This window comes from Mycobacterium sp. 134, from assembly GCF_048282715.1.
GTDB classification, from domain to species: Bacteria; Actinomycetota; Actinomycetes; order Mycobacteriales; family Mycobacteriaceae; genus Mycobacterium; species Mycobacterium septicum.
Window position 1 is genome coordinate 2,527,936 of record NZ_JBLVUN010000008.1, and the last position, 25,801, is coordinate 2,553,736.

At 64.6% G+C, this 25,801-nt stretch carries 23 protein-coding genes, 1 tRNA gene and 2 pseudogenes; 10 read left to right on the plus strand and 16 right to left on the minus strand.

Features of this window, described 5'->3' with window-relative positions; genetic code table 11:
• The first annotated feature begins 78 nt into the window (after positions 1-78).
• Positions 79-828: an SDR family oxidoreductase gene (locus ACNQVK_RS16815; RefSeq protein ID WP_418030426.1), complete on the plus strand. Its 750-nt coding sequence runs from the start codon at positions 79-81 to the stop codon at positions 826-828.
• Between the two features lie 88 nt (positions 829-916).
• Here the strand turns inward: ACNQVK_RS16815 and ACNQVK_RS16820 are convergent, their stop codons facing one another.
• From ACNQVK_RS16820 to aceE, 7 genes are all read right to left on the minus strand, one after another.
• Positions 917-2,341 carry an acyl-CoA carboxylase subunit beta gene (locus ACNQVK_RS16820; RefSeq protein WP_276129839.1) on the minus strand — a complete coding sequence of 475 codons (1,425 nt, stop codon included), beginning with the start codon at positions 2,339-2,341 and terminating at the stop codon, positions 917-919.
• Positions 2,342-2,389: 48 nt separating this feature from the next.
• Entirely contained in the window at positions 2,390-3,643 is a 1,254-nt protein-coding gene (kasB, locus tag ACNQVK_RS16825; RefSeq protein ID WP_211154907.1) for a 3-oxoacyl-ACP synthase KasB, read from the minus strand.
• A 79-nt stretch (positions 3,644-3,722) separates the two neighbouring features.
• Entirely contained in the window at positions 3,723-4,973 is a 1,251-nt protein-coding gene (kasA, locus tag ACNQVK_RS16830; RefSeq protein WP_418030427.1) for a 3-oxoacyl-ACP synthase KasA, read from the minus strand.
• On the minus strand, positions 4,970-5,266 hold the full coding sequence (gene acpM / locus ACNQVK_RS16835) for a meromycolate extension acyl carrier protein AcpM (protein ID WP_003884427.1): 297 nt from the start codon (positions 5,264-5,266) through the stop codon (positions 4,970-4,972). Before acpM ends, kasA begins: the two co-directional genes overlap by 4 nt.
• A 107-nt stretch (positions 5,267-5,373) precedes the next feature.
• Positions 5,374-6,303 (minus strand): ACP S-malonyltransferase, encoded by a 930-nt coding sequence (locus ACNQVK_RS16840; RefSeq protein WP_418034187.1) that lies wholly within the window; start codon positions 6,301-6,303, stop codon positions 5,374-5,376.
• A 171-nt stretch (positions 6,304-6,474) separates the two neighbouring features.
• Positions 6,475-7,758 (minus strand): PucR family transcriptional regulator, encoded by a 1,284-nt coding sequence (locus tag ACNQVK_RS16845; protein WP_418030428.1) that lies wholly within the window; start codon positions 7,756-7,758, stop codon positions 6,475-6,477.
• A gap of 119 nt (positions 7,759-7,877) precedes the next feature.
• A complete protein-coding gene (gene aceE / locus ACNQVK_RS16850) occupies positions 7,878-10,667 on the minus strand; it encodes a pyruvate dehydrogenase (acetyl-transferring), homodimeric type (protein ID WP_409550652.1) in 2,790 nt (929 codons plus the stop codon).
• Between the two features lie 145 nt (positions 10,668-10,812).
• Here aceE and ACNQVK_RS16855 point away from each other — a divergent pair, with 145 nt between their 5' ends.
• The 6 genes from ACNQVK_RS16855 (at position 10,813) to ACNQVK_RS16880 (ending at position 14,330) form a co-directional block, all read left to right on the plus strand.
• Positions 10,813-11,385 carry a hypothetical protein gene (locus ACNQVK_RS16855; protein WP_418030429.1) on the plus strand — a complete coding sequence of 191 codons (573 nt, stop codon included), beginning with the start codon at positions 10,813-10,815 and terminating at the stop codon, positions 11,383-11,385.
• Positions 11,386-11,498: 113 nt separating this feature from the next.
• The gene (locus ACNQVK_RS16860; protein WP_418030430.1) at positions 11,499-11,936 is read left to right on the plus strand and encodes a DUF3052 domain-containing protein; all 438 of its coding nucleotides are present in this window, start codon (positions 11,499-11,501) and stop codon (positions 11,934-11,936) included.
• On the plus strand, positions 11,936-12,397 hold the full coding sequence (locus tag ACNQVK_RS16865; RefSeq protein WP_418030431.1) for a peroxiredoxin: 462 nt from the start codon (positions 11,936-11,938) through the stop codon (positions 12,395-12,397). Before ACNQVK_RS16860 ends, ACNQVK_RS16865 begins: the two co-directional genes overlap by 1 nt.
• A 41-nt stretch (positions 12,398-12,438) precedes the next feature.
• Positions 12,439-12,513, plus strand: a tRNA-Val gene (locus tag ACNQVK_RS16870).
• 251 nt (positions 12,514-12,764) lie between these two features.
• On the plus strand, positions 12,765-13,814 hold the full coding sequence (locus ACNQVK_RS16875) for a hypothetical protein (RefSeq protein WP_418030432.1): 1,050 nt from the start codon (positions 12,765-12,767) through the stop codon (positions 13,812-13,814).
• 360 nt (positions 13,815-14,174) lie between these two features.
• A complete protein-coding gene (locus ACNQVK_RS16880) occupies positions 14,175-14,330 on the plus strand; it encodes a hypothetical protein (protein WP_418030433.1) in 156 nt (51 codons plus the stop codon).
• A gap of 606 nt (positions 14,331-14,936) precedes the next feature.
• On the opposite strand, the gene ACNQVK_RS16885 is transcribed toward ACNQVK_RS16880, so the two are convergent.
• The 6 genes from ACNQVK_RS16885 to ACNQVK_RS16910 all read right to left on the minus strand — a co-directional run bounded on the left by ACNQVK_RS16885 (position 14,937) and on the right by ACNQVK_RS16910 (position 20,546).
• Positions 14,937-15,836, minus strand: a complete 900-nt coding sequence (locus ACNQVK_RS16885; RefSeq protein ID WP_418030434.1) for a hypothetical protein — start codon at positions 15,834-15,836, stop codon at positions 14,937-14,939.
• Positions 15,829-16,926 (minus strand): DUF3696 domain-containing protein, encoded by a 1,098-nt coding sequence (locus ACNQVK_RS16890; protein WP_418030435.1) that lies wholly within the window; start codon positions 16,924-16,926, stop codon positions 15,829-15,831. The genes ACNQVK_RS16885 and ACNQVK_RS16890 overlap by 8 nt, the downstream gene beginning before the upstream one ends.
• Positions 16,923-18,089: a DUF262 domain-containing protein gene (locus tag ACNQVK_RS16895; protein ID WP_418030436.1), complete on the minus strand. Its 1,167-nt coding sequence runs from the start codon at positions 18,087-18,089 to the stop codon at positions 16,923-16,925. Before ACNQVK_RS16895 ends, ACNQVK_RS16890 begins: the two co-directional genes overlap by 4 nt.
• 656 nt (positions 18,090-18,745) lie before the next feature.
• Positions 18,746-19,249 (minus strand): hypothetical protein, encoded by a 504-nt coding sequence (locus ACNQVK_RS16900; protein WP_418030437.1) that lies wholly within the window; start codon positions 19,247-19,249, stop codon positions 18,746-18,748.
• A 62-nt stretch (positions 19,250-19,311) separates the two neighbouring features.
• Entirely contained in the window at positions 19,312-19,704 is a 393-nt protein-coding gene (locus tag ACNQVK_RS16905) for a VOC family protein (protein ID WP_418030438.1), read from the minus strand.
• A 14-nt stretch (positions 19,705-19,718) separates the two neighbouring features.
• Entirely contained in the window at positions 19,719-20,546 is an 828-nt protein-coding gene (locus ACNQVK_RS16910) for an oxygenase MpaB family protein (protein ID WP_418030439.1), read from the minus strand.
• 35 nt (positions 20,547-20,581) lie between these two features.
• Here ACNQVK_RS16910 and ACNQVK_RS16915 point away from each other — a divergent pair, with 35 nt between their 5' ends.
• Complete coding sequence (locus tag ACNQVK_RS16915) at positions 20,582-21,553, plus strand: cobalamin biosynthesis protein (protein WP_418030440.1); 972 nt, start codon at positions 20,582-20,584, stop codon at positions 21,551-21,553.
• Here ACNQVK_RS16915 and ACNQVK_RS16920 read toward each other — a convergent pair.
• The 3 genes and pseudogenes from ACNQVK_RS16920 to ACNQVK_RS16930 all read right to left on the minus strand — a co-directional run bounded on the left by ACNQVK_RS16920 (position 21,507) and on the right by ACNQVK_RS16930 (position 23,515).
• Positions 21,507-22,336: pseudogene (locus tag ACNQVK_RS16920) on the minus strand (SURF1 family protein). The gene ACNQVK_RS16915 and the pseudogene ACNQVK_RS16920 sit on opposite strands and share 47 nt — an antisense overlap.
• On the minus strand, positions 22,336-22,845 hold the full coding sequence (locus tag ACNQVK_RS16925) for a low molecular weight protein-tyrosine-phosphatase (protein ID WP_418030441.1): 510 nt from the start codon (positions 22,843-22,845) through the stop codon (positions 22,336-22,338). The pseudogene ACNQVK_RS16920 and the gene ACNQVK_RS16925 overlap by 1 nt, the downstream one beginning before the upstream one ends.
• The gene (locus ACNQVK_RS16930; protein ID WP_090431333.1) at positions 22,838-23,515 is read right to left on the minus strand and encodes an HAD-IA family hydrolase; all 678 of its coding nucleotides are present in this window, start codon (positions 23,513-23,515) and stop codon (positions 22,838-22,840) included. Before ACNQVK_RS16930 ends, ACNQVK_RS16925 begins: the two co-directional genes overlap by 8 nt.
• Before the next feature lie 146 nt (positions 23,516-23,661).
• Between ACNQVK_RS16930 and cobC the strand changes: the two are divergent.
• Positions 23,662-24,625 (plus strand): annotated as a pseudogene (gene cobC / locus ACNQVK_RS16935) (Rv2231c family pyridoxal phosphate-dependent protein CobC).
• Positions 24,622-25,755 (plus strand): Nif3-like dinuclear metal center hexameric protein, encoded by a 1,134-nt coding sequence (locus ACNQVK_RS16940; protein ID WP_418030442.1) that lies wholly within the window; start codon positions 24,622-24,624, stop codon positions 25,753-25,755. Before cobC ends, ACNQVK_RS16940 begins: the two are co-directional and overlap by 4 nt.
• Positions 25,756-25,801: the final 46 nt, after the last annotated feature.

Genomic DNA, 25,801 nt, shown 5'->3' on the forward strand with positions numbered 1-25,801 from the left:
CTATCTACAAGAACCGCTTGTGAAAACATCCGCATTTTGCGTTATTCATATGTGGATCGCGTAGCTACGCTGCGAGCTATGAGCAAACTGCAAGGCAAATCAGCAATTGTTGCTGCCGGAGCCAAGAACCTCGGCGGACTGATCAGCACGACGTTGGCTTCGAGGGGTGTCAACGTCGCCGTTCACTACAACAGCGCTGCCACCGAGGCGGACGCTGACAAGACCGTCGCCGCCGTGCAGGACGCGGGCGTCAAGGCCGTCAAGGTGCAGGGCGACCTGACGGTGCCGGCCAACGTCGAGCGGCTCTTCGACACGGCCGTCGACGCGTTCGGCAGCGTCGACATCGCGATCAACACGGTGGGCAAGGTGTTGCGGAAGCCGTTCGTGGAAACCACTGAGGCCGAATACGACTCGATGTTCGACATCAATGCCAAGGCGGCCTACTTCTTCCTGCAGCAGGCGGGCAAGCGGCTGGCCGACAACGGCTCGGTGGTCACCATCGTGACTGCGCTGCTGGCGGCCTACACCGACGGTTACTCGACCTACGCGGGCTCCAAGAGCCCCGTCGAACACTTCACCCGGGCCGCTTCCAAGGAATTCGGCGTCCGTGGCATCAACGTCAACAACGTGGCGCCCGGCCCGATGGACACACCGTTCTTCTATCCGCAGGAAACCCCGGAGCGGGTCGAGTTCCACAAGTCGCAGGCGATGGGCAACCGGCTGACCGAGATCACCGACATCGCCCCGCTGGTGGTGTTCCTCACCGACGAGGGGCACTGGATCAACGGGCAGACCCTCTTCGCCAACGGTGGCTACACCACTCGGTAGATCTGCCGAGCAGACGCAAATGTCCCCCAAAACCACGGTTTTGGGGGACATTCGCGTCTTGTCGCGGAAGAAATTCCGCGCGGAAGAGTTACAGCGGGATGTTCTTGTGGCGGCCGCGCCGGTGCGGGGCCTCGGCCAGCGCCTGCGTCAGCTTGCTGCGGGTGTGCGCCGGATCGATCTTCTCGTCGACCACGCCGATCTCGATCGCGGAATCCACACCGCCGGCGATGCGCTCGTGCTCGACGGCCAGCTCTTCGTGCAAGGCATCCCGCTCTGCAGCATCCTCGACGGCAGCCAGCTTGCGCTTGTGCAGGATGCCGACGGCGGCCTTGGCGCCCATGACGGCGACCTCGGCGTCCGGCCAGGCGAACACCTTCGTGGCGTTGAGCGAACGCGAGTTCATCGCGATGTAGGCGCCGCCGTAGATCTTGCGGGTCACCAGGGTGACGCGGGGGACCGATGACTCGCCGAAGGCGTGCAGCAGCTTGGCGCCGCGGCGCACCACACCGCCCCACTCCTGGTCCACGCCAGGCAGGTAGCCCGGGACGTCGACGACGACCACCAGCGGAATGCCGAACGCGTCGCACAGCCGCACGAAACGTGCCGACTTCTCGGCACTTTCGGAGTTCAGGCAGCCGCCGAGACGCAGCGGGTTGTTGGCGATCACGCCGACTGACCGGCCGGCGAGCCGACCGAGACCGACGACGATCGACGGGGCCCACTTGGCCTGGAATTCCTCGAACGGCACGCCCTCGTCGAGCAGCGCCTCGATGATCGGGTGCACGTCGTAGGCGCGACGGGCCGACTCGGGCATCAGCGCGGCCAGGTCGGTGTCGCCTGCCTCGGCCTTGTTCCGGTCGAAATGGCCCTGCTGGCTGAACAACCCGACCAGGCGACGGCCGCGCTCGTAGGCGTCGAGCTCGTCGTCGGCGACGATGTGGCACACGCCGGACTTCTTGTGGTGGGCGTCGGGGCCGCCGAGCGACACCATGTCGACGTCCTCACCGGTGACGCTGCGCACCACGTCCGGGCCGGTGACGAACACCTTGCTGTCCGGAGCCATGATGATGACGTCGGTCAGGGCGGGACCGTAAGCCGCACCGCCGGCGGCGAAGCCGACGACCACCGAGATCTGCGGGATGTAGCCCGACGCCCGGATCATCGCCTCGAAGACCAGGCCGACCGCATGCAGCGCCTTGACGCCCTCGGCCAGCCGGGCGCCGCCTGAGTGCCAGATGCCCACGATCGGGCTCTGCTCCTCGATCGCGGTGTCGTAGGCGTTGACGATGTGGGCACAGCCCTCGATGCCCATGGCACCGCCCATCACGGTGCCGTCGGTGCAGAACGCCACCGTACGAACACCGTTGACGGTGCCGGCCGCGGCCAGCACGCCGGAGCGGTCCCGCTCGTGCAGCAGCTCGACGCTGCCGTCGTCGAAGAAGGTCTGCAGGCGCAGCAGCGGATCGCGGGGGTCGAGCGATTCAGCGGCAGCTTCGGGGGCCATGATCGTCATAAAGGTCTCCTTTAGTGGAAAGCTCTGGGTCGCCGTAGTTGTGGAGTCTCAGTACTTTCCGAAGGCGAGCGCGACGTTGTGCCCACCGAATCCGAACGAATTGTTGATCGCGTACTTGAAGTCGCCTTGCCGGGGGTCACCGGCCACCACGTCCAGGTCGATCTCCGGATCGAGGTTGCGCAGGTTGAGCGTCGGCGGAATGACGCCGTCCCGCAGCGCCATGACTGTCAGGATGGACTCCACCGCGCCGACCGCGCCGACCGAGTGTCCGAGAGCGGACTTGGGCGCGTAGACAGCGGGCGTGTGGCCGCGCATCGCGTTGTTGATCGCTTTTCCCTCGGCCACATCGCCGACGCTGGTGCCCGTGGCATGCGCGTTGATGTGATCGATGTCAGTGGGCTGCAGGCCCGCCAGTTCGATGGCGCGGGTCATGGCGTGACCCGCCTGCTCGCCGTTGGGGTCCGGCGCGACGATGTGGTAGCCGTCCGAGGTGACGCTCGCACCCATCAGACGGCCCAGGATGTTGGCGCCGCGCGCCTTGGCGTGCTCCTCGGTCTCGATGACCATGAGGGCACCGCCCTCGCCGAACACGAAACCGTTGCGGTCCTTGTCGAACGGGCGGCACGCGCCCGCCGGATCGTCGTTGGTGTTCGACAGCACGATGCGCATCTGCGCGAAGCCGGCGATCGGCACGGCCTCGATCTTTGTCTCGACGCCACCGCAGATCGCGATGTCGGCCTCGCCGAGCACGATCTGGCGCCAGGCGTTGGCGATGGCCTCGGAACCGGAGGCGCAGGCCGAGATCGAGGTACACACCCCGGCCTTGGCCTTGCGATCCAGCCCGACCGCCGCTGCCGCGCCGTTGGGCATGTACATCTGCACGACCAGTGGTGACACGGCGCGCAGGCCCTTGGTCCGCATGCCGTCGTAGGCGAACACGAGTTCCTCGGAGGAACCCATGCCGGTGCCGATGGACACCATGAGGCGACGGGTATCGACCTCCGGGGAGCCTGCGTTGGCCCAGACCCGGCGGCCGATCACCGTCGACATCTTTTGCAAATATGACAACCGGCGCAGTTCGACCCGCGTCAGCTCGTGATCGAAGTCCTCCAGGAGATGCCCACCGATACGAACCGGCAGGTCGTACTCCTCGACGAACGAATCGGTGAGAGTGCGGATGCCACTCTGACCGTCGAGCAGCTTCTTCCAGGTGCTTTCAGCATCGGTTGCCAGCGCCGTTGACATGGCTACGCCGGTGACAACCACATTGGGAAGACCATTCCCAGTGGACAATCCCGCCATATTTGCTGTGTTCTTCCTTCCGTGCTTTCCCTCGGTGGGTGCCTTCCGGGGGGTACCTATCGGGTTTGTCTACCCGATGTCAGTACTTCCCGAAGGCCAGAGCCACATTGTGGCCACCGAATCCGAACGAGTTGTTGATGGCGTACTTGTAGTCGCCATAACGAGGCTCGCCCGCAACCACATCGAGATCGATCTCAGGATCCGGTGTCTCATAGTTAAGCGTCGGGGGGATGACCCCGTCGCGCAACGCGAGCACCGTCAACACCGACTCCAGCGCACCGACTGCACCGATCGAGTGACCCAGCGCCGACTTCGGCGCGTAGACCGCCGCGTTCTCGCATCCGGCAACGCGGATGGCGTTGGCCTCGGCGGTGTCACCGATCGGGGTGGCCGTGCCGTGGGCGTTGATGTGGTCGATGTCCTTGGCTTCCAGACCCGCGGTTTCCATCGCCCGCTTCATCGCGGCACCGGCACGCTGACCGTTGTCCGCGGGAGCGACCATATGGAACGCGTCCGAGGTGATACCTGCGCCCAACACACGGGCCAGCGGCTTGGCGCCACGGGCCAGGGCGTGCTCCTCGGTCTCGATGATCATCATCGCGCCGGCCTCACCGAACACGAAGCCGTCGCGATCCTTGTCGAACGGCCGCGACGCACCGGCGGGATCGTCGTTGCGGGTCGACATGGCACGCATCATCGAGAACGCCGCGATGGGCAGTGCCTCGATGCCGCCTTCCACACCGCCGACAACGGCGAAGTCCGCGTCACCCATCACGATCTGTCGCCAGCCGTGGGCGATGGCCTCGGACCCTGACGAACACGCCGACACCGGGGTGATGACCCCGGCGCGGGCGCCCAGCTCCAGGCCGGCGACCGCAGCGGCGCCGTTGGGCATGATCATCTGAACGGCGAGCGGGCTGACCTTGCGGATCCCGCCCTCGTTCATCGCGTCGTAGGTCTCGACGATCTTCTCGCCGCCACCGAGACCGGTGCCGATCACGACCGAGAACCGGTCGGGATCGACCTCGGGTGCGCCTGCGTTCTTCCACAGGCGCCGGGCCAGCACCAACGACATGCGCTGCACATAGGAATTGCGGCGCAGCTCGATGCGGGTCAGATGGCTGTCGACGTCATCGACCAGGTGACCACCGATACGCACCGGGAGGTCCCACTTGGTGACGAAGTCGTCGGTCAACTCACGGATGCCGCTTTCTCCGGCCAGGAGGCCCTTCCACGTGCTCTCGATGTCAGCAGCGAGCGCCGTGGTGGCCTCCACGGCAGTCACCACGACGTTCGGGAAGCCTCCGTTAGCAGTGGAAGGTTTGGTCATTCCGAGCCAAACTTCTCGCGCAGGGCGGCGGCAGCCTCGGGGTTCTCTTCTTCGAGCTTCTGGATGTAGGAGACGACGTCACCGACGGTGCGCAGGCCGGCCAGATCCTCGTCGGGGATCTTCACGCCGTACTTGTCCTCGGTCTGCACGGCGATCTCAACCATCGACAGCGAGTCGATGTCCAGGTCGTCGACGAACGACTTCTCGGGGGTCACCTCGGACGGCTCGATGCCGGTGACCTCTTCGATGATCTCCGCGAGACCGGCGATGATTTCTTCTTGACTGGCGGCCACAATGGCTCCTTCTTGTTGTTGACGCTGCCCTCCGGGTGCGGAGGACATTTCGGGACGTTCGGTTTTTACTGCGTTTTTCGTTACTGCGTTATTCGGTTTTGCTGGACTTACAGCTCGTCCAAGCCATCCAGGTCTGCGGGGGCCTTGACCGCGCGGGTGGGTGTGCCCTTCAGTTCACGCTTGGCGATGCCGACCAGGGTGCCTGCCGGCGGGAACTCGACGATCCCGGCGCGCTCGGCGCCCTGGAAGCGGTCCCGCATGGTGGCGGTGCACAGATCCCAGCGCACCGGCTTGGTCAGCTGGGACACCAACTTCTCCATCGCATCGGCGGCCGAGGCGACCGGCTGGCCGTCCGCGTTCGACAGAAGTGTCGCGGTGGGCTCGGCGGTCGTTACAGACGCGGCTGCGGCGGCGTAGCCATCCAGCGCGGAAGCCATGTAATGGGTGTGGAACGCGCCTGCGGTCGCCAGCTGACGGACGCGGGCCTTGGCCGGCGGATCCTCGGCGAGCTTCTCCAGCGCCGCGATCGCACCGGCGGCCACGATCTGGCCGGCGGCGTTGCGGTTGGCCGGGACCAGGTCCAGTGACTCCAGCCGGGCCAGGACCTCGGCCTCGTCGCCACCGAGCACCGCCGACATGCCGGTCGGCTCGACGGCGCAGGCCTTGGCCATCTCGGCGCCACGGGTGGCGGCCAGCTTGACCGCGTCGTCGGCGGAGATGACGCCGGCGATGGCGTAGGCGGCGATCTCACCGACCGAATGGCCGGCGACCAATGTGTCGGCCGGGTCGGCGGCGATGGGAACGCCGCGCTTGGTCAGTTCCTCATAGGCCAGCAGCGTGGCGGCCACCACCAGCGGCTGCGTCACCGCGGTGTCGGTGATCTCCTCCGCGGTGGCGGTGGTTCCCAGGCGCGCCAGATCCAGGCCGCTGATCTGCGACCACGTGGCGAGGCGATCGGCCGCACCGGGCAGCTCCAGCCAAGAGGAGAGCATGCCGGGGGTCTGCGATCCCTGTCCGGGAGCAAGGAATGCGAGCACGGGTTGAGGCACGTCATTAAGAGAACACTGTGAAGACGGTTTTGTGGGGTGTAAGAGATTATGAACCTTGTCTTATGTTTTTGTAGGTTCCCCACAAAAGTGCATGTGATGCGACGTTCTCTTCACCGCAGCGAAATATGTCACAGGCTCTGGTTGTCCCATGTGCCCAGTTCAGGCCCGCTGCCTGGCGGGATGTCCCGGACGAATCGCCGGTATCACGACGGTTCCGGCATTTGGCGTGCTCGGCTGGTATGCCTGTTTGCTCAGTCTGCCGACTGTCGACGCAACCCGCAGCACGTAGGCATCCCGCGGCACGGCGGGATCGCGGCCCGTGAAGTCCCCGATCCGTTTCAGGCGATATCGCACCGTGTTTGGATGAACGAACAATTTGCGAGCGCAAGCTTCGATGGCGCCCCCGGAATCCAGGAACGCGTCGAGGGTCTCGGTGAGCGCCGGTCCGGCATCGGCCAAGGGGCGCATGACCTCGCTTTCCAATGCCGCGATCGCCGTCGCGTCGCCCAGCAGGGCCCGTTCGGGCAGCAGTTCGCGGGCTGAGACCGGTCGGGGCGCGCCGGGCCATCCGGCCACCGCGTTCATGCCCGAGATCGCCTCGGTGGCGCTGCGGTGGGCCGATGTCAGCGTCGGGGTTGTCGGCCCGACCACGACCGGGCCGTCGGCGAATACCGACAGCACGTCGACCAGGAAGCGATCGGTTGCTGACAGCGGGCCGGACACGATCGTCACCAGCCACGTGCCGTGGATGTCGGACAAGGCCGCCCGGTTGTGGCGCTTGGTGACGTCATGGATGTCGTCGCGGGCCAGATCCAGCCGGTCCGGATGCGGCAGGCCGACGATCACCGTGGCCGGCGCGGTGGCGTCCCAGTTCAGCGCCGCGGCCTGGGACTGCAGTTCGGTCCCGGTGTCGCCGCGCACCACCGCGTCGACGACGTTGGCCTCCATCCGCAGATCCCAGGCCCCGCGGGCCTCGGCCTGATCGGCATAGGCGCTGGCCGCCGCGAACGCCAGGTCCCGGCTGTAGCGCAGGATGCCGGCCGTCAGCGCGTTGAGCTGCTCCTCGGAGCGGGCCAGCAGCGGCACCACCTCTTCGAAGAACTCCATCGAGGTCCGCACCATCTCGACCGACTGGCGCAGGGCGATACGGCGGCGCAGGTCCTGCGGCACCACCTCGAAGGCCTGGGCGGTGTAGCTGACGTCGCTTTCCGGGTCCCGCATCCATTCGACGAAGTTGACCACGGCGGTCTGTACGACCAACTGCACGCTCGCCCGCTGCGACGCGTCCAGATCGGAGAAGAAGTCCAGACGGTCGGCCATGGCGTGCACCGCCTCGGTGGCCAGCCGGCCGGAATACTGCTTCAACCGGCGCAGCGTCGAGTCGGGCACGGTCTCGAGGACCTCGACCGTCGACTTCGGCGGGACGAACCGGTTGTCAGCCATCCCTAAAAGCTACGCCAATATTCTGGTGGATTCCTCCAACAGCCCTTCCGCGAGCAGACGCTCCGGTACCCGAATTGTCGTGATTCGGGGTACCTCGGCGTCTGCTCGCGCAAGAGAAACTAGGCGCTGCCGGTGTCGACGTAGGACACGGCGGCGGCGAACACGTCGTCGATCTTGTACTGCTTGGCCGCCGCGATGGCCACCGAGGGATCGATCTCGCCGTCCCGGGCCAGCCCCTCCAGCGCTGCCACCACGACCGACTCGGCGTCGGTGTTGAAGTAGCGCCGAGCGGCCGGGCGGGTGTCGGAGAAGCCGAAGCCGTCGGTGCCCAGCGTGATGTAGGTGCCCGGGACCCACGGCCGGATCTGCTCGGGTACCGCACGCATCCAGTCCGATACCGCCACCACCGGGCCGGCCGCGTCGGCCAGGGCGCTGGTCACATGTGGGGTCCGGGCGGGCTGATCGGGATGCCGCAGCCGGTGCCGCTCGATCTCCACACCTTCGCGGTTGAGCTCGCCCCAGCTGGTCACCGACCACACGTCGGCGGCCACGTCCCACTCCGCGGCGAGCATGTCCGCCGCGCGCAACGCCTCCGGCATCGACACGCCCGAGGCCAGGATCTGGGCGGTGTTCGTGCGTTGTTCGGGCGCACGGCGGTACCGGTACATGCCGCGCAACAGCGCCTCGGTGTCCAGATCGGCCGGCTCCGCCGGTTGCACGTAGGGCTCGTTGTAGATGGTGATGTAGAAGAACACGTTCTCGGCGTGCTCGCCGTACATCCGCTGTAGACCGCTCTCGATGATGTGGGCGATCTCGTAGGCGAACGCCGGGTCGTAGGTCACCGCGGCCGGGTTGGTCGAGGCCAGCAGCAGCGAATGGCCGTCGGCGTGCTGCAGGCCCTCACCCGTCAGCGTGGTGCGCCCGGCGGTAGCCCCGAGCACGAAGCCCTTGGCCATCTGATCAGCTGCCGCCCACAGGCCGTCGCCGGTGCGCTGGAACCCGAACATCGAATAGAAGATGTAGATCGGGATCATCGGCTCGTTGTGGGTGGAGTACGACGTGCCCACCGCGGTGAACGACGATGTCGACCCGGCCTCGTTGATGCCCTCGTGCAGGATCTGGCCGATTTCGGATTCCTTGTACGCCAGCATCAGTGTCGAGTCCACCGACGTGTACAGCTGCCCGTTGCGGTTGTAGATCTTCAGGCTCGGGAACCACGAGTCCATGCCGAAGGTGCGGGCCTCGTCGGGGATGATCGGCACCAGGCGCGGTCCGATGTTCTTGTCCCGCAACAGTTCCTTGAACGTGCGCACCGTCGCCATGGTGGTGGCCACGGACTGGTTGCCCGACCCCTTCTTCAAGGCGGCGTAGGCGTCGGATGCGGGCAACGCCAACGGTGTGGACTTGTTGCGTCGCGCCGGCACGAACCCGCCCAGGGCGCGGCGACGGTCCAGCAGGTACCGGATCTCGGGTGCCTCGGGCCCCGGGTGGTAGTACGGCGGCAGGTAGGGGTCCTGCTCCAGCTGCTCATCGGTGATGGGCACCCGGGTGACGTCGCGGAAGTCCTTGAGGTCTTGCAGCGCAAGCTTTTTCATCTGGTGCGTGGCGTTGCGGCCCTCGAAGTGGCTGCCCAGCGTGTAGCCCTTGATGGTCTTGGCCAGGATGATCGTCGGCTGGCCCTTGTGCTCCATCGCGGCACGGTAGGCGGCATACACCTTGCGGTAGTCGTGACCGCCGCGCTTGAGATTCCAGATCTCCTGGTCGGTCATCGGCTGGACCAGGGCCTTGGTGCGCGGGTCGCGGCCGAAGAAGTGATCGCGCACGTAGGCGCCGTCGTTGGCCTTGTACGTCTGGTAGTCACCGTCAGGCGTCGTGTTCATCAGGTTGACCAGCGCGCCGTCGCGATCGGCGTGCAGCAGGGCGTCCCACTCGCGGCCCCAGACCACCTTGATGACGTTCCAGCCGGCGCCACGGAAGAACGACTCCAGCTCCTGGATGATCTTGCCGTTGCCGCGCACGGGGCCGTCCAGGCGCTGCAGGTTGCAGTTCACCACGAAGGTCAGGTTGTCCAGCGCCTCGTTGGCGGCCACCTGGATCAGGCCGCGGCTCTCGGGCTCGTCCATCTCGCCGTCGCCGAGGAACGCCCACACGTGCTGATCGGAGGTGTCCTTGATGCCGCGGTCATGCAGGTAGTGGTTGAACCGGGCCTGATAGATGGCGTTCATCGGGCCCAAGCCCATGGACACCGTCGGGAATTCCCAGAAGTCCGGCATCAGGCGCGGGTGCGGGTAGGACGGCAGGCCGCCGCCGGGATGACTGTGCTCCTGGCGGAAACCATCCAGTTGGTCGGTCGTCAGCCGGCCCTCAAGGAAGGCGCGCGCGTAGATGCCGGGGGAGGCGTGGCCCTGGATGAAAACCTGGTCGCCACCGCCGGGGTGGGATTTGCCGCGGAAGAAGTGGTTGAAGCCGACCTCATACAGCGACGCCGATGATGCATACGTCGAAATATGGCCGCCCACACCGACTCCCGGGCGCTGGGCCCGGTGCACCATGATGGCCGCGTTCCACCGGATCCAGGCGCGGAAGCGTCGCTCGACGTCCTCGTCGCCGGGGAACCAGGGCTCCAGCTCGGTGGGAATGGTGTTGACGTAGTCGGTCGACGTCAGTGCCGGGATGGCGACACGCTTCTCGCGCGAGCGCTCCAGCAGCCGCAACATCAGGTACCGGGCGCGCGCCGGACCCGATCGCTCCAGCAATTCGTCGAACGACTCCAGCCATTCCGCGGTCTCGTCGGTATCGATATCCGGAAGGTAGGAGGCAACTCCCTCGCGAATCACCCGGACCCGGTCGGGTTCGGCTGCGGTAGAGGAGTTTTGGGCCAGATCCTGGCGCACGAACTCGGTGGTCAACTTCCGCTCCTTGTTAGGCGGTAACAACTAACAGTGCTTGTGGCACCTTCTATCGTCCACCCATCTTGCCGCCTCGGTGTCGCTGGGGGTGGCGCTGCGGAAGTTACCCATCAGTTGCTTTCTGAACCGGTAACGTCTGCAGATCGTGCCGGTTGATGGGCGGTTTGGGGCAAAGGCGCGTATCGCCGCGTGTGCACTCGGTGGTGCCGCGGTGATAGCGATGGTCGTGGTGGGTTGTTCGGCTGTTACCGGCGGTACCGCACAGGTGGATTCCGCCGCGGCGCCCGACTACCGGGCGTCGGTGAAGGCGTCGATCGAGGAGTCCTCGGCGAGCTCGGTGACCCGCGAATCCGAACGTCAGGCCTCCCTGACCACGCGCGCCGTGCACACCGTGTGCGAGGACCTCAGCACCTCGGCCGTCGACGCGGTCAATGCCGTCAACGGGTATGTCGAGGCCGTCAACAACAACGGCGACACCGCGGCCAAGGCGGGCCCCGCGATCGACGGGCTGAACCGCAGCGCCGATCTGGTCAGCTCCGGTCTGTCCGACGCGCTGTCACCGGATCTGCGCGCCGCGCTGACCGAGTGGGTCGACTCGGCAAGAGTCCTTGTGGCCGCGATATCCGGCCATGTCGGCCCAGATCAGTTCAACGCGGCGTCGACCCGATCGAACACCGCCCGAGAGAACGCACTGACCAGATGCGACAAGGCTTACTGAGGCGCGGACGGACAAAGTGGGCCGCCGGGCACCCGCGCGGGTGCGGTGTCGTGCGACGATAGGGCAATACGCAGTCTTGAAACAGGCTCGAAGAAAGGTTAAGGAGGACGACGGTGGTCGCGGCGGCGGGGACGGACTCAGGCCCGAACTACGCCCACATCCTGGGGATCCACAAGGATCAGATAGTCCAGGAACTGGGTTGGGACGAGGATAGCGACGACGACATCCGGGCCGACATCGAGGAAGCGTGCGGCTCCGAGCTGCTCGATGAGGATTCGGACGAAGTCGTAGATGTCGTATTGCTCTGGTGGAGAGACGACGACGGGGATCTGGTCGACCGGCTGATGGACGCCATCACCCCACTCGCCGAGGACGGCGTGATCTGGGTGGTGACCCCCAAGACCGGCAAGCCCGGGCACGTGCAGCCCGCGGAGATCGCCGAATCGGCGCCGACGGCGGGTCTGATGCAGACCTCGTCGGCCACCTTGGGGGACTGGGCGGCGAGCCGGTTGGTGCAGCCGAAATCCAAAGCAGCGGGCAAGCGGACCTGATGCTGGCCGTTGGGGCCCCGGCGCCCGATTTCACGCTCCGGGACCAGAACGGCAGGCCGATCACACTCAGCGGGTACCGCGGCGCCAAGGACGTGCTGCTGGTGTTCTTTCCGCTGGCCTTCACCGGCGTGTGCGAGGGCGAACTCGGAGAGATCCGCGACAAGCTGCCGTTGTACGAGAACGACGACACCGCGACGCTGGCCATCTCGGTCGGACCGCCTCCGACGCACAAGATCTGGTCCATCGAAAGCGGATTCACGTTCCCGGTGCTGTCGGATTTCTGGCCGCACGGCGCGGTCACCCAGGCCTACGGCGTGTTCAACGCCGATGCCGGATACCCGAATCGGGGCACGTTCGTCGTCGACCGGGCCGGCCAGATCCGCTTCGCGGAGATGATGGACCCGGGTCAAGCCCGCGATCAGGTCGTGTGGCGGGAGGCATTGGCGGCATTGCAGGCTTGATTTCCGGTCACGCCCATGCGGCGTGTACCGTGCCTGCGACGGGGCGCGTAGCTCAGTGGTAGAGCTCTGGTTTTACACACCAGCGGTCGGCGGTTCGATACCGTCCGCGCCCACCATCAAATTCCCAGTTCAGAGCCTTTCGAGCCGGACGATCGCCAGATTCCAAACTGCTGCTGTTCCAAGAGAGTGCCAAGGTTTTCGTCGAGGCGACGTGCCACGAAGCAGCGTGGTGCCCGGCCTGACCATGGGCCAACTGCTCGGGACGCACCCGAAGACGTGGGATGCCCGCTACGAGTGATAGAAACGGAGTAGAGCCTCAAGGGTGACGATTGCATGGGCGTGTGAGTCGGATTGCGGGGGAGAATCTTTGGCAACGACCGGTACGCCGTTCGAGGACATCCTGCTTGGTGAGTCGCTCGAACATCTGATTGAGCCGTTCGAGAAGGCTATGAGCGCGGTGACTGGTCTCGGTACTGCATTAACGTCAGTCGACTCTGAAGTTCAACCGAGCGATGTCTCGTGGCGGCACCACGCAGATAACCTCGTCGTTGGGCTAGGGGCTTTACTGAATGAGGAAGTGGCTTTCCCCAGACCGGGAACAGAGGATACCTATCGGTTACACCTCGGCCAGTTGGTTCGCCCCTACGACCTGGACTTCCTCAAAAAGGCGGCAGAACGCACATCAGCCGAGCTATTGGCTGAGAGGCCAAGTCCTGCCAACCTCGAGTTACTTACCTTCTATCTCCAGGCGTGGGTCGATTTCATTGTTCCCAGCGCCCTGGGAGACCTTGAGGTTCTCGGTGGAAGTAACGACAGGATCACTTCCAGTCCCCGCATTCAGTCGATGCTGCGCGACAATGAGCGACTGCGCCGCATTGGAAGCCTCGAGCGCCAGGCCGAATCCGCTGTTCACAACATCAAGGTGGCCGCCGGTGAAGGTGGCAAGGAGCGACTCGCCCAGACTTTCGACGCTCGCGGCAAAGCTGAAGACGCGAGCGCCAGTAACTGGAACAAGCTGGTGATGCTATTTGTGTCGCTGGGCATGGGGCTGCCACTACTTGCCATTTCGCTGGACCAGCATTTCCTCGGTCAGCTGCCCGGTACCTATGGCGTCGTCATAAAGGCACTGATCGGTCTGCCCATGTTCGCGCTGGCTACCTACAGCGGCAGGATCTCAGCCCAACACCGCAGGATGGCCCAGCATATGAAAACGCTGACGGCGCAGATTGACTCGGTGAAGGCTTATGTTGCCACCCTCCCGCAACAGACACAGCAGGACATCATCGCCGCGCTCGGTCGACGAGCATTCTCGGAGCCCGGAGTCGCTAGTAGTGAAGGCACAGTCGGACTCCCGCCTGAGCAGATCTTGCCGACGATGGAGAAGCTCGTCGAAGCCGTAAAGAATGTTCGGGGTTGAGATCCGGCGCCGACGCCTGAACGCTGCGAAAGGCCGCACGATTTGAATCCTTACGCCGCTGCTGCTCAGATTCGAAGCCACCACGCTGTCGCCATATTCGGCGCCGGCCGCCAAGGGAGAATTCTGAGCCGGGCTTGCCAAGCGCCGTGGTGTCGACATGCTCAACGATACGTTCGGCATGTTGGAACGGTTGGCGTGCAAAGCCGTTGGGCCGGCCCGTTCCACCCACCGCCGGCTGGCGTTGTCGCAGACAGGATGATTCGGATACCGAGATGAGGGCTTGGTCGCGCACCGACGCTAGCAAACACCCGTGGCCGTGGGTTCGGCGCGCGTGGGCGGCGCTGGGCTACGACGAGGTCGTTGACGGTCAACAAGAAGAAGATCCACCGCCTGTGGCGCGAAGAGGGCTTGCAGGTGCGGATGCGCAATCCGCGCGAGCGCACAGGGGCGCCATCGATCCCACCGATCGAAGCCGACGCCCCCAAACGTGCGGTGGGAGCTCGACTTCCAGTTTGACTCAACCATTGACGCCAATGCGATCAACATCGCGTCGATGATCGATGAACACACAATGGTCTCGCTGCTCCACATCGTCGAGCGATCCCTCACCGCCGACAGGTTGGTCGCTGAGCTCAAGAAGGTGTTCACTGTGGCCCACCGAAGGTCCTAGGGACGGACAACGGACCGGTTCCAACGTTGTAACAGTCCTGCGATGGCAAGACGGGCATGTCCTATATCCCGCCTGAGCAATCCGATCACCGGCAGCAAGCGCGCTAGCCCGAGGTTGGTGGTCGTGTGGGCGTCGGAGGCGGCTATGCCGAACTAATCATGAGCGGTCCAATCGGGTGACAGACGCCACGATCGGGATCACTGCGCGCGATGTACTGACTAACCCTCATAGGCACTGCACCTTCGGGATATCGGTCATGTCAAGTTCGGCCGCACTGCCAGCGTGTGAACGTGACGTTGAGGTTGGGCAGGTTTGAAGAGTATTGATAAGGCGCCCGCCCTCATCGGAACCTATGCCGTCACCGTTGTTGCTCCAACAAACAGAGTTCTAACCTTCAGGTCTTTTTGGGAAGAAATGCGTCATGCTCTAAACGCGAATACCTTGCGTATCGACTATAGGTGATCAACAAAGATCCCGATTAACACCTTCTCTCCGGTTGAGCTGTCGCCTGGGTGTACGTGTATTCTATTTCGATGAGGCTCAATTTTTGAATGCCACTCACATCGATATTTGATGCCTTCATAGTACACGTCACGCTCGGCCATGGCTTTCCTGGAGCTCCGGGCACTCCCTTCAATACTCATGTCAACGCCAACTATGGCACTGACAGTGTCGGAGTTGCTTCCTGGCTGTCGGAAGGCTTCAGTGAAACGATCGTTTATGGCGCTCAAATGGTGCACAACTGCGTCGCGCAGGCCAGCGTAGCTCCCTTCAAACTTTCTGAAGGAAAGAGACTTAGCAAAGCACAGATTGGGAAACGCCAGCTTAGCTAAGGAGAGAAATTCTTGCTCCTGTATGTTCGCGGCTTCGAATGAGTACCTATAGAAGTCAATCTGGTCATTTGTATCCATCACGCAGTAAACTTCGCGATCAACTTCTTCGTTTGTTACGGGAGTCAATCCGCGCTCAGTGTAGGGCCACAACGTCACGAGGGCAATGGTGTTCTCTATCAACGGCTCGTGTAGAACTGCGCTGAGAGCCTGGCTGTCCAAAACTAATTCGCGAATTGCGACAACTTCTTTAGGTACCGTTGTGGTAGAAGCGCGATTAAGTAATCGCAAGATCAGTATTCGGACATCGCGATTTAGGGCAGTGCCAGTTAGGCGTTGGCTAAAATTCACTCCTCCGAAGCATTCCGCTACCCAAAGAAGTTCTGGCACCACAACCAGCAGGCCCGCGTCGTGTGCTGACGACAACACTTTTGCGAGGCGGGTGTAGCCAGTATTTAAATCTACCTGATCGTTAGGCTCTCTTACCGATTCATCATCGATGATAAAAGTTAAGTCACTCACCGGTTCGTACCCGAATTAACTCCGATAGGTCTCGTTCGGTCTGATCGAAGAATCCAACGGGCCATTGTGACATATCGCCCTGTGTATCTATAGTTAGTTCGACCGGGTTGCTATTGGCCTCGAAGTAGTGAACAACTACATCTTCCGGATTCAGGCAGCCGCGCGAAGTCCCTTCGATTCGAATACCATCGAGTACGTGGTCGCTATGAGTTTCAATAACTACTTGTGAACCACTTGCTGCGATACGCGCCAAAAACCGGCCAATAGCTGTTTGCCCGGCTGGATGCAGGTGTGCCTCAGGATTCTCTACGATCAACAATCCGCCAGCTGGGCAACTTAGTGCAGCCACGACAATTGGCAGCGAATATGAAAGCCCAAAACCGACATTCGCAGGTCTGAGCCATTCCGTTCGTATATCTGGTGGTTTAAAACGCAGCATCGCCGCGGCGGCTCCAGGAATCCATGTCGCATTGATGCGTATGGGGCAAACAATTGTGGACATCCACGCCTCGACTTGTGCTGCGAAAGTAATTACTCCGCCGCGTTCGTCAGTCTCGGGGTGGCGTCGGCCGGCTACTACGGTCTCGCGCTCGAGCTTGCTTAAAACATGAGCGCAGTATTCCCCTCGTGGGCCGACATTGAGGTCGTCCGCGGCTGCGGGCGATATTGCCTGTAGGTCGCGTGGTCCCGATCGCTCGGCGGAAAGGTACGCAAACTGTCCAACCGTTGGCAGGCCAGCATCGAATTCTGCTTTGCCGACCTCCTCGATGATTTCGAGGATCATGCTTCTAACTGCGGGTACCTCGAGCCCCAGGGTCCAGCGTGATTCTTCCCTAACTGCGGCGAAGGTAATTACCGGAGATTCCGCACCCTGGTATAAGATGTCCTGCGCTTCGCCTAAAGATGCTCCGCCGACATCCGCTACGGATACCTGTCGGATTCGCTCGTGCTCCGAGAACATTATGGCGATAGCCTGAATTACGGAACTCTTGCCGCCACTACTTTGCCCTGTGAGCACAGTTAGAGGCCGAAATCGCAATTGCTGTTCAGCGAAACACTTGAAGTTTCTGATTTCCAAACTATCAATCATCTTAGCGCGTCCTGGACGATGGAGTCTGCGGTGTTAAACCGCATCTCGACTCGCCGGTAGTCGCCGGTAGATGTACTTATCGAGTCAATATACTGAAAATCGTTCGACATACGATGTCGTGCATTTGTGGCGATTTCAGAAGCGGCGCGATCAATCATATCCGTTGTATACCCTGCGAGTATCGTGGTCCAAGTCTCGAAGAGTGCTCGATTGAAAGGGTTTAGAGTGTCAGAATAAGTGGGCCACTTTCGAAATGCGTGCTCGCCGAAAACGATCTCAGAATTAACAAGACCTTGCATTAGAGCACCATATAAATGATGCAGGTCGTCGTCGGATACAATTCGGGGGTCGTCGAGCTCCTCGGTCGTTCTCAAGAGCAAGGTTTCCATGGGGCCGAGTTCTCGGTATCTTGCGTAGTCACCCATGCGGGTGAAGGCGATAAATCGCAGTACGACTTCACGGTCGATCATCCGCCTCTGCTTCTCAAGGGCTCCTCGGGTCGCACTTCGAAATTGAGGAGTATCAACGCAGTCGTGTAAGAAATCTCGACTCCGCTTCTTGCTCATGCAGTGCCTGATCTCTTGAGCATTGAGTGGAGTACCACCAGTGTTAATACGTCGGAAGATGTCATATTTGACTGGTGCAGGTGTCGCCGGATCGATGACGTGCGCAACAATCTGTGCATTATAGATCCGGCGCTGCCATGGGGCGGGTAGGTCCGTAAAGCGCGAGCCTTCCACGTCCACTAAATACTCAAGTTGTCGTAGGGCAAACCCGCGACCGTCGAATTCTGAACCGCGCACGAAGTCGCGAACCGTTGATAGTCGCTGGAGCCCGTCTACTACGCGCAAGTAGCCATCGGCATCTTCCGAAAAGTAGAAAGCTGGAAGTGGAATTTGGAGAAGAATCGATTCAATAAGTTGGGCCTTTTGCTTAATTTTCCACACTTGTAGCCGCTGGAAATCTGGGGCGATGTCGAGGGAATTCTCCTCAATTAAGTCAAGTATATGACGCAACGAAAACGTTTTGGTCGTGACTCGAATGCTTTCAGGGTCCCAGGGTCGCTCGATGTCTTGGAACTCAGTTTCGGATGAATCTTGCTCCGCCTCGATGCCTAACGGCTCGTTTTCTTCGTATTCCTGTCCGAGAAGGGTTTCCGACATTTTCTCCCACCGCTCCGGAAGTATCGATACCTGAGCCTAGCGGACCACTGGTCCCTCTTGCGGTTGCGCCGACGACTCGATACATCTGATCCATACGGCGAAAGGTCTAGAACCGCGTGTGTTGACGCTACCGGTGGTGTCAACGCTGCCGGGCGGAGCCGGCCCTCTCACTGCGAGGTGACGTACCGTGGTCGTCACCTCGATTGTCTTGCGGCGCCAGACAGCACGGGTCGGGCGTCCGCGTCATAAGCCAGATCGACGCCGGCAGATCACCCTCGGCGTGACCTCGCCGACCTGTGTATCTGCGTCCCTAACTCGGTGCTGACCCCAGCGGCGCTGAGACTCGCCTGTCTATCCCTACCCTTGGCGTCCGCGAGCCACTCACTGTCAGCCCGCGTCGCTGTGAGCGGGCATGCAGCGAGTGAGCCCTGGGCGGCCGGATTCACCGGAAACCCAAACACCCCCCGGTTGTCCGAGAGTGTGCCAGGGCGCGTGAAAGTAGGCGAAAGACCATTGAACACTGTGAAACGGATGCGGCGCATTGACCTGCGTGGATGCGCCGGCAACGTAGTGGAGAGACACCAAGAATGTGTCAGGAAACCATTTACACACCAGCGGTCGGCGGTTCGATACCGTCCGCGCCCACCAATAAATTCCTAGGACCACACCGGCTTCGCGCGTTTGAGTGCGAGTTCCTGGCCGCGCATCGCGGTCTCACCCCAGCACGAAGGGCTCTCCCGGGAGAACTTCATGTTGACGAACCCGGTGAGATCGCGCCTGATGACGTACTTGAACGCAACCGGGCCGGTCTTCGGCTGGGAGCTGCCGGGTCGGCACTGCACGCCGGGGTTGACGCGCTCACCGACCCAGGCGCCCTTGTGCCGGTCGGCGCCGTCATCCCACGATAGGTCCAGCTGCCAGTCGCCCTCCGGCGCGGGCGAGTGCACGCGCAGACATTCGGGCCCGCAGCCCGTCAGGGTCCAGTCGTAGGGGTGCGGCGCGGCGTTGCCGGAGATCTCGGTGACGGTGTAGACGCCCGGACGCGGCAACGGCGGAGCCGGTGGCTCAGGGGCGGCGGCCGGCGGGCCGGATGACTGCAGGCCGCCGAGCGCGAATCCGATTGCCAGCGAAACGGCAACCAGGACAATGGCGTCTTTCAAAGGGACCTCCGCGTCGGATCATATCCGCGCCGGTCCGCGATACCCTGCGGTACCACCAGAGTTCAGTTCCCGGCGAAGAACTCCAGGGCGATGCCGTCGGGATCACGAAAACTCAGCCCCGACCCGTACGGCGCGTCGACGATCCCGCCGTGGGCGATGCCCAGCCCGTCGAGCCGATCCACCCAGGCCTGCAGGTCCGCACGCGACGCGCAGCCGAAGCCGACGTGGTCCAGGCCCACCCGGAACTCGCTGAAACCCTCGTCGGGCGGGGGATTCCGGTGTTGATGGATGCCGAACAGCGTGCCACCCTCCAGTAGCCACACCAGGTGATGGAAGCCGGCGTCGGTGTCCTCGTCGAGCACCGGATCGGCGCCGAACAGCGTGCGATACCACGGGCCGCTGACCGCCAGATCGCGGACGGTGACCGCCACATGAGCGAGCGCGGGGAACGTCATCTTCGCCTCCTCGATCAGACCACCCGTTTGCCGAAGCGGTCACGGATCCGCATGTCCCACAGATAAAGCTGGTAGCCCAACAGCCACACCTCGTGCGGGATCACGCGATCGGCGACCCGCAGCCCGGCCAACAACCGCTCGAACCGCCGCTGTTGATCGGCCGTCCAGCTCATCCGCATGTGACCGCGGAACTCCGCGGGCAGGAACCCGGTGGTGGCGAACAGGTTGAACCGCCCGGCCAGCAGCCGTAACGGCGCGGGCAGGAACGCCATCGCGGCCACCCCGTGCAGGTGCTCACGCACCGGCGGGTCGATCCGCAGGTCCTGCAGCGACTGCTTCCAGTACGCGTCGAAGGCGTTGCGGTCCTCGGGCCACATCTCGTCGCGCACCTGCAGAGTGGTGCCCAGGGTGCGGGCGTCGGCGTAGATCGCGTCAGCGGATTCCTCGTCGAGCGGACCGTAGAGGAACTCGTGCATGTCGACGTAGTAGCGGTACAGGCAGGCCGCCACCCACAGCTGCAACTGCGGATCGAAAGCGTTGTAGGACACCGGGCTTGACTCTCGCGAGCGGACCATGGCATGCACCCTGTCGATCTGCGCGCGCAGCAGCGCACGGTCGGCATCGGTGCCCATGGTGGCCGCGGCCAGGTAGGTGCCGGTGGTGCGGGCCCGTTTGAACGGATGCTTGTAGACGTTGCCGCTGTCCACCGGGCTCTCCAGGACGCCGTAACCGACACCAGGGGCGGACAGCTGCATGATCACGTTGGCCGCGGGCAGCAGCGCCGCCGCCGGGTTGAGCAGATCGGTGACCCGTCGCGGGCGTCGTACCGGACCCAGCCTCATGAATTCGAGTAGACCACTTGTGAGACGCTGCCGAGGTGTTTGCGCGTAGAAGCCGACAGGCCTGGCAGGGTCGGGCCGCCGGTATCGCCGTGGGATTCCTGGCCGATCTGCTGCTGGGGGATCCGCGCCGCGGGCATCCGGTGGCCGGGTTCGGCACTGGCGCAGCACGGTTGGAAAAGCTGACCTACGCCGACAATCGCGGGGCAGGCGTCCTGCACACCGGGCTGTTGCTCGGCGGGCTGGCCGGGCTGGGCTGGGCTGTGGGGCGCGGCGACCGGATCTGGGTGACGGCAGCGGCCACCTACGTCGCGCTCGGCGGCACATCGCTCAACCGGGTCGGGCATCAGATGGCGACGTTGCTGGCCACCGACGACGTGGCCGGAGCCCGTCGACTACTGCCCTCCCTGTGTGGGCGGGATCCCGCCGCGCTGGATGTCTCGGGCCTGACCAGGGCCACCGTGGAATCGCTGGCTGAGAACACCTCTGACGCCCAGGTGGCACCGCTGTTCTGGGCGGCGATCGGCGGGGTACCGGGGGTGCTGGTGTATCGGGGAGCCAACACGCTGGACGCGATGATCGGGCACCGTTCGCCGCGCTACAACTACTTCGGTTGGGCTGCAGCCAGATTCGACGATGTACTGAACTATCTGCCGGCCCGGTTGACCGGGGTGCTGGCGGTGCTGTGTGCCCCGGTGGTGGACGGGTCGCCGGCCGCGGCGTTGCGCGCCTGGCGGCGCGACGCGTCCCGCCATCCCAGCCCCAATGCCGGAGTGGCCGAGGCGTCCTTCGCCGGGGCGCTCGGGGTGCGCCTGGGCGGCCCGACGCAGTACGCGCATCAGCTGGAGATCCGGCCGACCCTGGGCGACGGGCGTATCCCCGAGGTGGTGGATGTGGCCCGGACGGTGCGACTCTCGCGCGCCGTACAGGCCTCGGCGGCCGCGGTGGCAGTGCTGTTGGCGCTCAGCGGCGCTTTCCGTAGCGGTCGGCGAGCTTCTCCTCGCTGGTGAGTTCCCGGGCGGGCTCGTCGGACGCCTTCTGGGCGGCGGCCCGTTCGCGCCGGCGTTGCTGTATCTCGGCGTAGATGAAGTAGCCCAGTCCCAGCGGGGCGACGATCCCGAAGGCGATCCACTGGATGCCATAGGACAAAAACGGTCCGGCGTCGAGGTGGGGAGAGAGATCTCCCCGAGCCCGCCGGGCTGGTCGGCCACCAACTGCAGATACGACCCGGCCAGTGGAACCCCGGTGATCGAGGAGATCTGCTCGGTGTTGATCGAATACACCTGCTGGGCGCCATCCTCGCCGCGGAACGGCTCCTTGCCCGCGACCCGGGCTTCCGCATCACGCAGGCGCGCGGTGATGGTCACCTGGCCCGTGGGTGCGCCCGCGAACTCAGGCACCTTGTTTCCGTCGATGGGGGTGATGAAGCCGCGATCGACCAGCACCACCGGCCCGCCATCCACGGCGAACGGGGTGAGCACCTCGAAGGCCGGCTCGCCGTCGACCACCCGCAGCCGGACCAGCACCTCGGCTTTGGGCAGGTAGTGGCCGGTAGCGGTGACCCGCTGCCACTGGGCGTCGGGTGCCACCGAATCCTGTTGCGGCAGAAGGGTGGTGACCGGAACCGGATCGGCCTGCAGCGAATGGCTGATCTGGTTGTTCTCCCGCGAGGTCTTGGTGTTCTTGCCCAGCTGCCACGGCGCCAGCACGGTGAAACACAGGTACGCGAATGCCGCGACCACGATGAACAGCGCGATCCACTGGGGCCGGAACAGGAAGGTCAGCCGCTTCATCAGGCCACGATTCCTCGGGCGGTCAGTGCCTGATCGACCCAGGCGTGCAGCCCGGGCAGGGACGCTTCGATCACGGTGAACACATCCTCGAAATCAGTCTTGGCGCCGTAATAGGGGTCCTCCACATCGCGAGCATGCGCGCCCGAGCGCGGGTCGAACGACCGCAGCATCCGCAGCCGGTCGCCCGGCACCCCCAGATCGGTCAGGATCCGCAGGTGGTTACGGCCGAGTGCGACCACCATGTCGGCGCCGAGATGGTCGTCGGAGACCTGGGCGGCGACGTGGTCGCTGGGATAACCGCGCTCGCGCAACACCAGGCAGGCACGCGTGTCGGCGCCGTCACCGGCATGCCAGCCGCCGGTGCCGCCGCTGCTCACCCGGACCACATCGGCCAGGCCGCGTTCGCTGATCTGGTGGGCGAACATCTTCTCGGCCATGGGGGACCGGCAGATGTTGCCCGAGCACACGAACGTGACGTGCAGAACCGGCTCAGTGGAAATCTCAGACACCGAGCACCTCCCGAAGTGCGGCCACGGTGTCGACGTGGGCGTGCGCGGCGACCGCGGTGGGGCCGGAGAAGTCCGTGGCGCCATAGCCCCAGCCGACGACCACGGTGTCGATGCCGTGCTCGGCCGCGCCCTCGACATCGTGCATTCGGTCACCGACCATCAGGACGCGCTGCGGCAGGGGCTCCAGTTGGGCCAGCGCGTAGGCGACCACATCGGCCTTGGCCGCGCGGACGCCGTCGGGGCTGGCCCCCGCGATCACCTCGAAATAGCCGTCCAGGCCGAAATGCTCCAGGATGCGCCGCGCCGTGGGCTCGGCCTTCGAGGTCGCGACGGCCAGCCGCACCCCGGCCGCGCGCAGATCCGCCAACAACGGCTCGACGCCGTCGAACAGGCTGTTCATCGCCCAGCCGCGGCTCGTGTAATCGGCGCGGTAGGCGGCGATCGCGGCGTCGGCGTCGAAGCTCGTCTCCCCGCGGCTCAACGACTGCAGCGTCTCGTGCATGGGCGGGCCCACGATGCGTCCGGCCAGGTCACCGTCGGGGACCCCGGCACCCACATGGGCCAGCGCGTGGCGGAAACTCGACACGATCCCGGCCGCCGAATCGGTCAGGGTGCCGTCGAGGTCGAACAGCACCAGCTGCGGTCGGGTGAGTTCCAGCGTGTCAGTCACGTGCCCATTCTCCCGTATGCCGCGGGCAGTCCTCCGGATGCCCAGCTGAGCACCCCGACCACTAGGGTCGTGCTGTGTCGAGTCGAAACCGTGTAGGGGCCCGTGCCGGCGCCCGCTACCACGGCGACCAGGCCGCATTGCCGGGCATGCTGGACTTCGCGGTCAACGTGCGTCCCGGCGGTCCGCCGGTCTGGTTGACCGACCGGTTGGCGTCCCGGCTGCCCGACCTGGGCAGCTACCCGAGCCAGGCCGATCACCGCCGGGCCGTCGAAGCCGTCGCGACCCGCCACGGCCGTGCCGCGGACGAGGTGGCCCTGCTGGCCGGCGGAGCCGAGGGATTCGCCCTGCTGGCCGGACTGCGGCCGCAGCTGGCCGCCCTGATCGCCCCGTCGTTCACCGAACCCGAAGCGGTCCTGGCCGAAGCCGGGGTGCCGATTCACCACGTGGTGTTGCCGCCGCCGTTCACCCTGACCGGCATCGCGGTGCCGGACGCGGCCGACCTGGTGGTGGTCGGCAACCCGACCAATCCCACCGGGGTGCTGCACCGCCGCGAGGACATCCTGGCGTTGCGCCGGCCGGGCCGGCTGATCGTCGTCGACGAAGCGTTCGCCGACGGCATCCCCGGTGAGGCGCAGACGCTGGCCTTCGACTCGCTGCCCGACGTGCTGGTACTGCGCAGCCTGACCAAGACCTGGTCACTGGCCGGGCTGCGGGTGGGCTATGCCCTGGGTGCGCCCGAGGTGCTGGCCCTGGCTCACCGCGCGGCGCCCGCACTGGCCGCTGGGCACGCTGCAACTGGAGGCGATCGCGGTGGCCAGCAGTCCTGAGGCGGTGGCCGAGGCCGATGCCGGGGCGCGCCGCCTCGCCGAGCTCCGGGGCGCGATGGTCGCCGGTCTCGATGGGCTCGGACTGCACGTGGTGGCCGGCGACGCGCCATTTGTCCTGTTCACGGTGCCCGACGCGGAGCTGATGCGAAAACATCTGGAAAGCAAAAGCATTGCGGTACGCCGTTGCGATACTTTCGTGGGCCTGCCGGAAAATTACCTGCGCGCCGCGGTGCGGCCGGAATGGCCCGCGCTGGTCGACGCCATGACGGAGGTGCTGCAATGAGCGCGCGACCGGTCGGGGTGCCATTGGCCGACGTGATCGCCGCACTGGACGCGGCGTACCCGCCGCAGCTGGCCCACGACTGGGACTCGGTGGGGCTGGTGTGCGGCGATCCCGACGAGCCGGTCGAATCGGTGACCATCGCAGTCGACGCGACCGAGGCCGTGGTCGACGAGGTACCCGAACGCGGACTGCTGCTGGCGCATCACCCGCTGCTGCTGCGCGGCGTGGACACCGTCGCGGCCGACACCGCCAAAGGCGCCCTGATCCACCGGTTGATCCGCACCGGGCGGGCGTTGTTCACCGCGCACACCAATGCCGATGCGGCCTCGCCCGGGGTGTCCGATGCGCTGGCCGAGGCACTGGGCCTGACCGTCGACGCGGTGCTGTCGCCGGCGGCATCGGGTCCCGATCTGGACAAATGGGTGGTGTTCGTGCCGGCCTCGGACGCGACGAAGGTGCGTGAGGCGCTGTTCGACGCGGGCGCCGGGCGCATCGGCGACTACTCGCACTGCAGTTGGAGCGTGGCCGGAACCGGGCAGTTCCTGCCGCACGACGGCGCCACCCCGGCCATCGGCGAGGTGGGCACCGTGGAGCAGGTGTCCGAGGACCGGGTGGAGGTGATCGCGCCGTCACGGCTGCGCGCGACCATCCTGTCCGCGCTGCGGGCCGCGCATCCCTATGAGGAACCTGCCTTCGACATCTTCGCCCTGGCCCCGATCCCCGGTGACGTGGGGATCGGGCGGATCGGCGAGCTGGACCGACCGGTCCCGTTGTCGGCCTTCGCATCCCGGGTGCGAGCGGCCCTCCCGGCGACCTCGTGGGGTGTGCGGACCTCGGGTGATCCCGACGCGATGGTGTCGCGGGTCGCGGTGTGCGGGGGAGCGGGCGATTCACTGCTGGGCACGGTGGCCCGGGCCGGCGTACAGGCCTATGTCACATCGGATCTGCGGCATCACCCGGCCGACGAGCATCGTCGGGCCTCATCGGTCGCGCTGGTCGACGTGGCGCACTGGGCCACCGAATTCCCCTGGTGCGCCCAGGCGGCCGGGGTGCTGCGCGGACGGTTCGGCGATGCGCTGCAGGTCCGGGTGTCCTCGGTGCGCACCGACCCGTGGAACGTCGAGTGCTGACCGCAGCGGACGAAATGAACGCAGGAAACCACAGCTACATGAAAGT

Bases quoted from the DNA above. Each gene is read 5' to 3' on its own strand.
- ACNQVK_RS16815 (WP_418030426.1), top strand. From the start codon at position 79: ATGAGCAAACTGCAAGGCAAATCAGCAATTGTTGCTGCCGGAGCCAAG.
- ACNQVK_RS16895 (WP_418030436.1), bottom strand. From the start codon at position 18,089: ATGTCGGAAACCCTTCTCGGACAGGAATACGAAGAAAACGAGCCGTTA.
- kasA (WP_418030427.1), bottom strand. From the start codon at position 4,973: ATGACCAAACCTTCCACTGCTAACGGAGGCTTCCCGAACGTCGTGGTG.
- ACNQVK_RS16845 (WP_418030428.1), bottom strand. From the start codon at position 7,758: ATGGCTGACAACCGGTTCGTCCCGCCGAAGTCGACGGTCGAGGTCCTC.
- kasB (WP_211154907.1), bottom strand. From the start codon at position 3,643: ATGGCGGGATTGTCCACTGGGAATGGTCTTCCCAATGTGGTTGTCACC.
- ACNQVK_RS16890 (WP_418030435.1), bottom strand. From the start codon at position 16,926: ATGATTGATAGTTTGGAAATCAGAAACTTCAAGTGTTTCGCTGAACAG.
- ACNQVK_RS16905 (WP_418030438.1), bottom strand. From the start codon at position 19,704: ATGACGTTCCCCGCGCTCGCTCATGTGGCGGTCACCGTCCGCGATCTG.
- ACNQVK_RS16910 (WP_418030439.1), bottom strand. From the start codon at position 20,546: ATGAGGCTGGGTCCGGTACGACGCCCGCGACGGGTCACCGATCTGCTC.
- ACNQVK_RS16940 (WP_418030442.1), top strand. From the start codon at position 24,622: ATGAGCGCGCGACCGGTCGGGGTGCCATTGGCCGACGTGATCGCCGCA.
- ACNQVK_RS16865 (WP_418030431.1), top strand. From the start codon at position 11,936: ATGCTGGCCGTTGGGGCCCCGGCGCCCGATTTCACGCTCCGGGACCAG.
- ACNQVK_RS16820 (WP_276129839.1), bottom strand. From the start codon at position 2,341: ATGACGATCATGGCCCCCGAAGCTGCCGCTGAATCGCTCGACCCCCGC.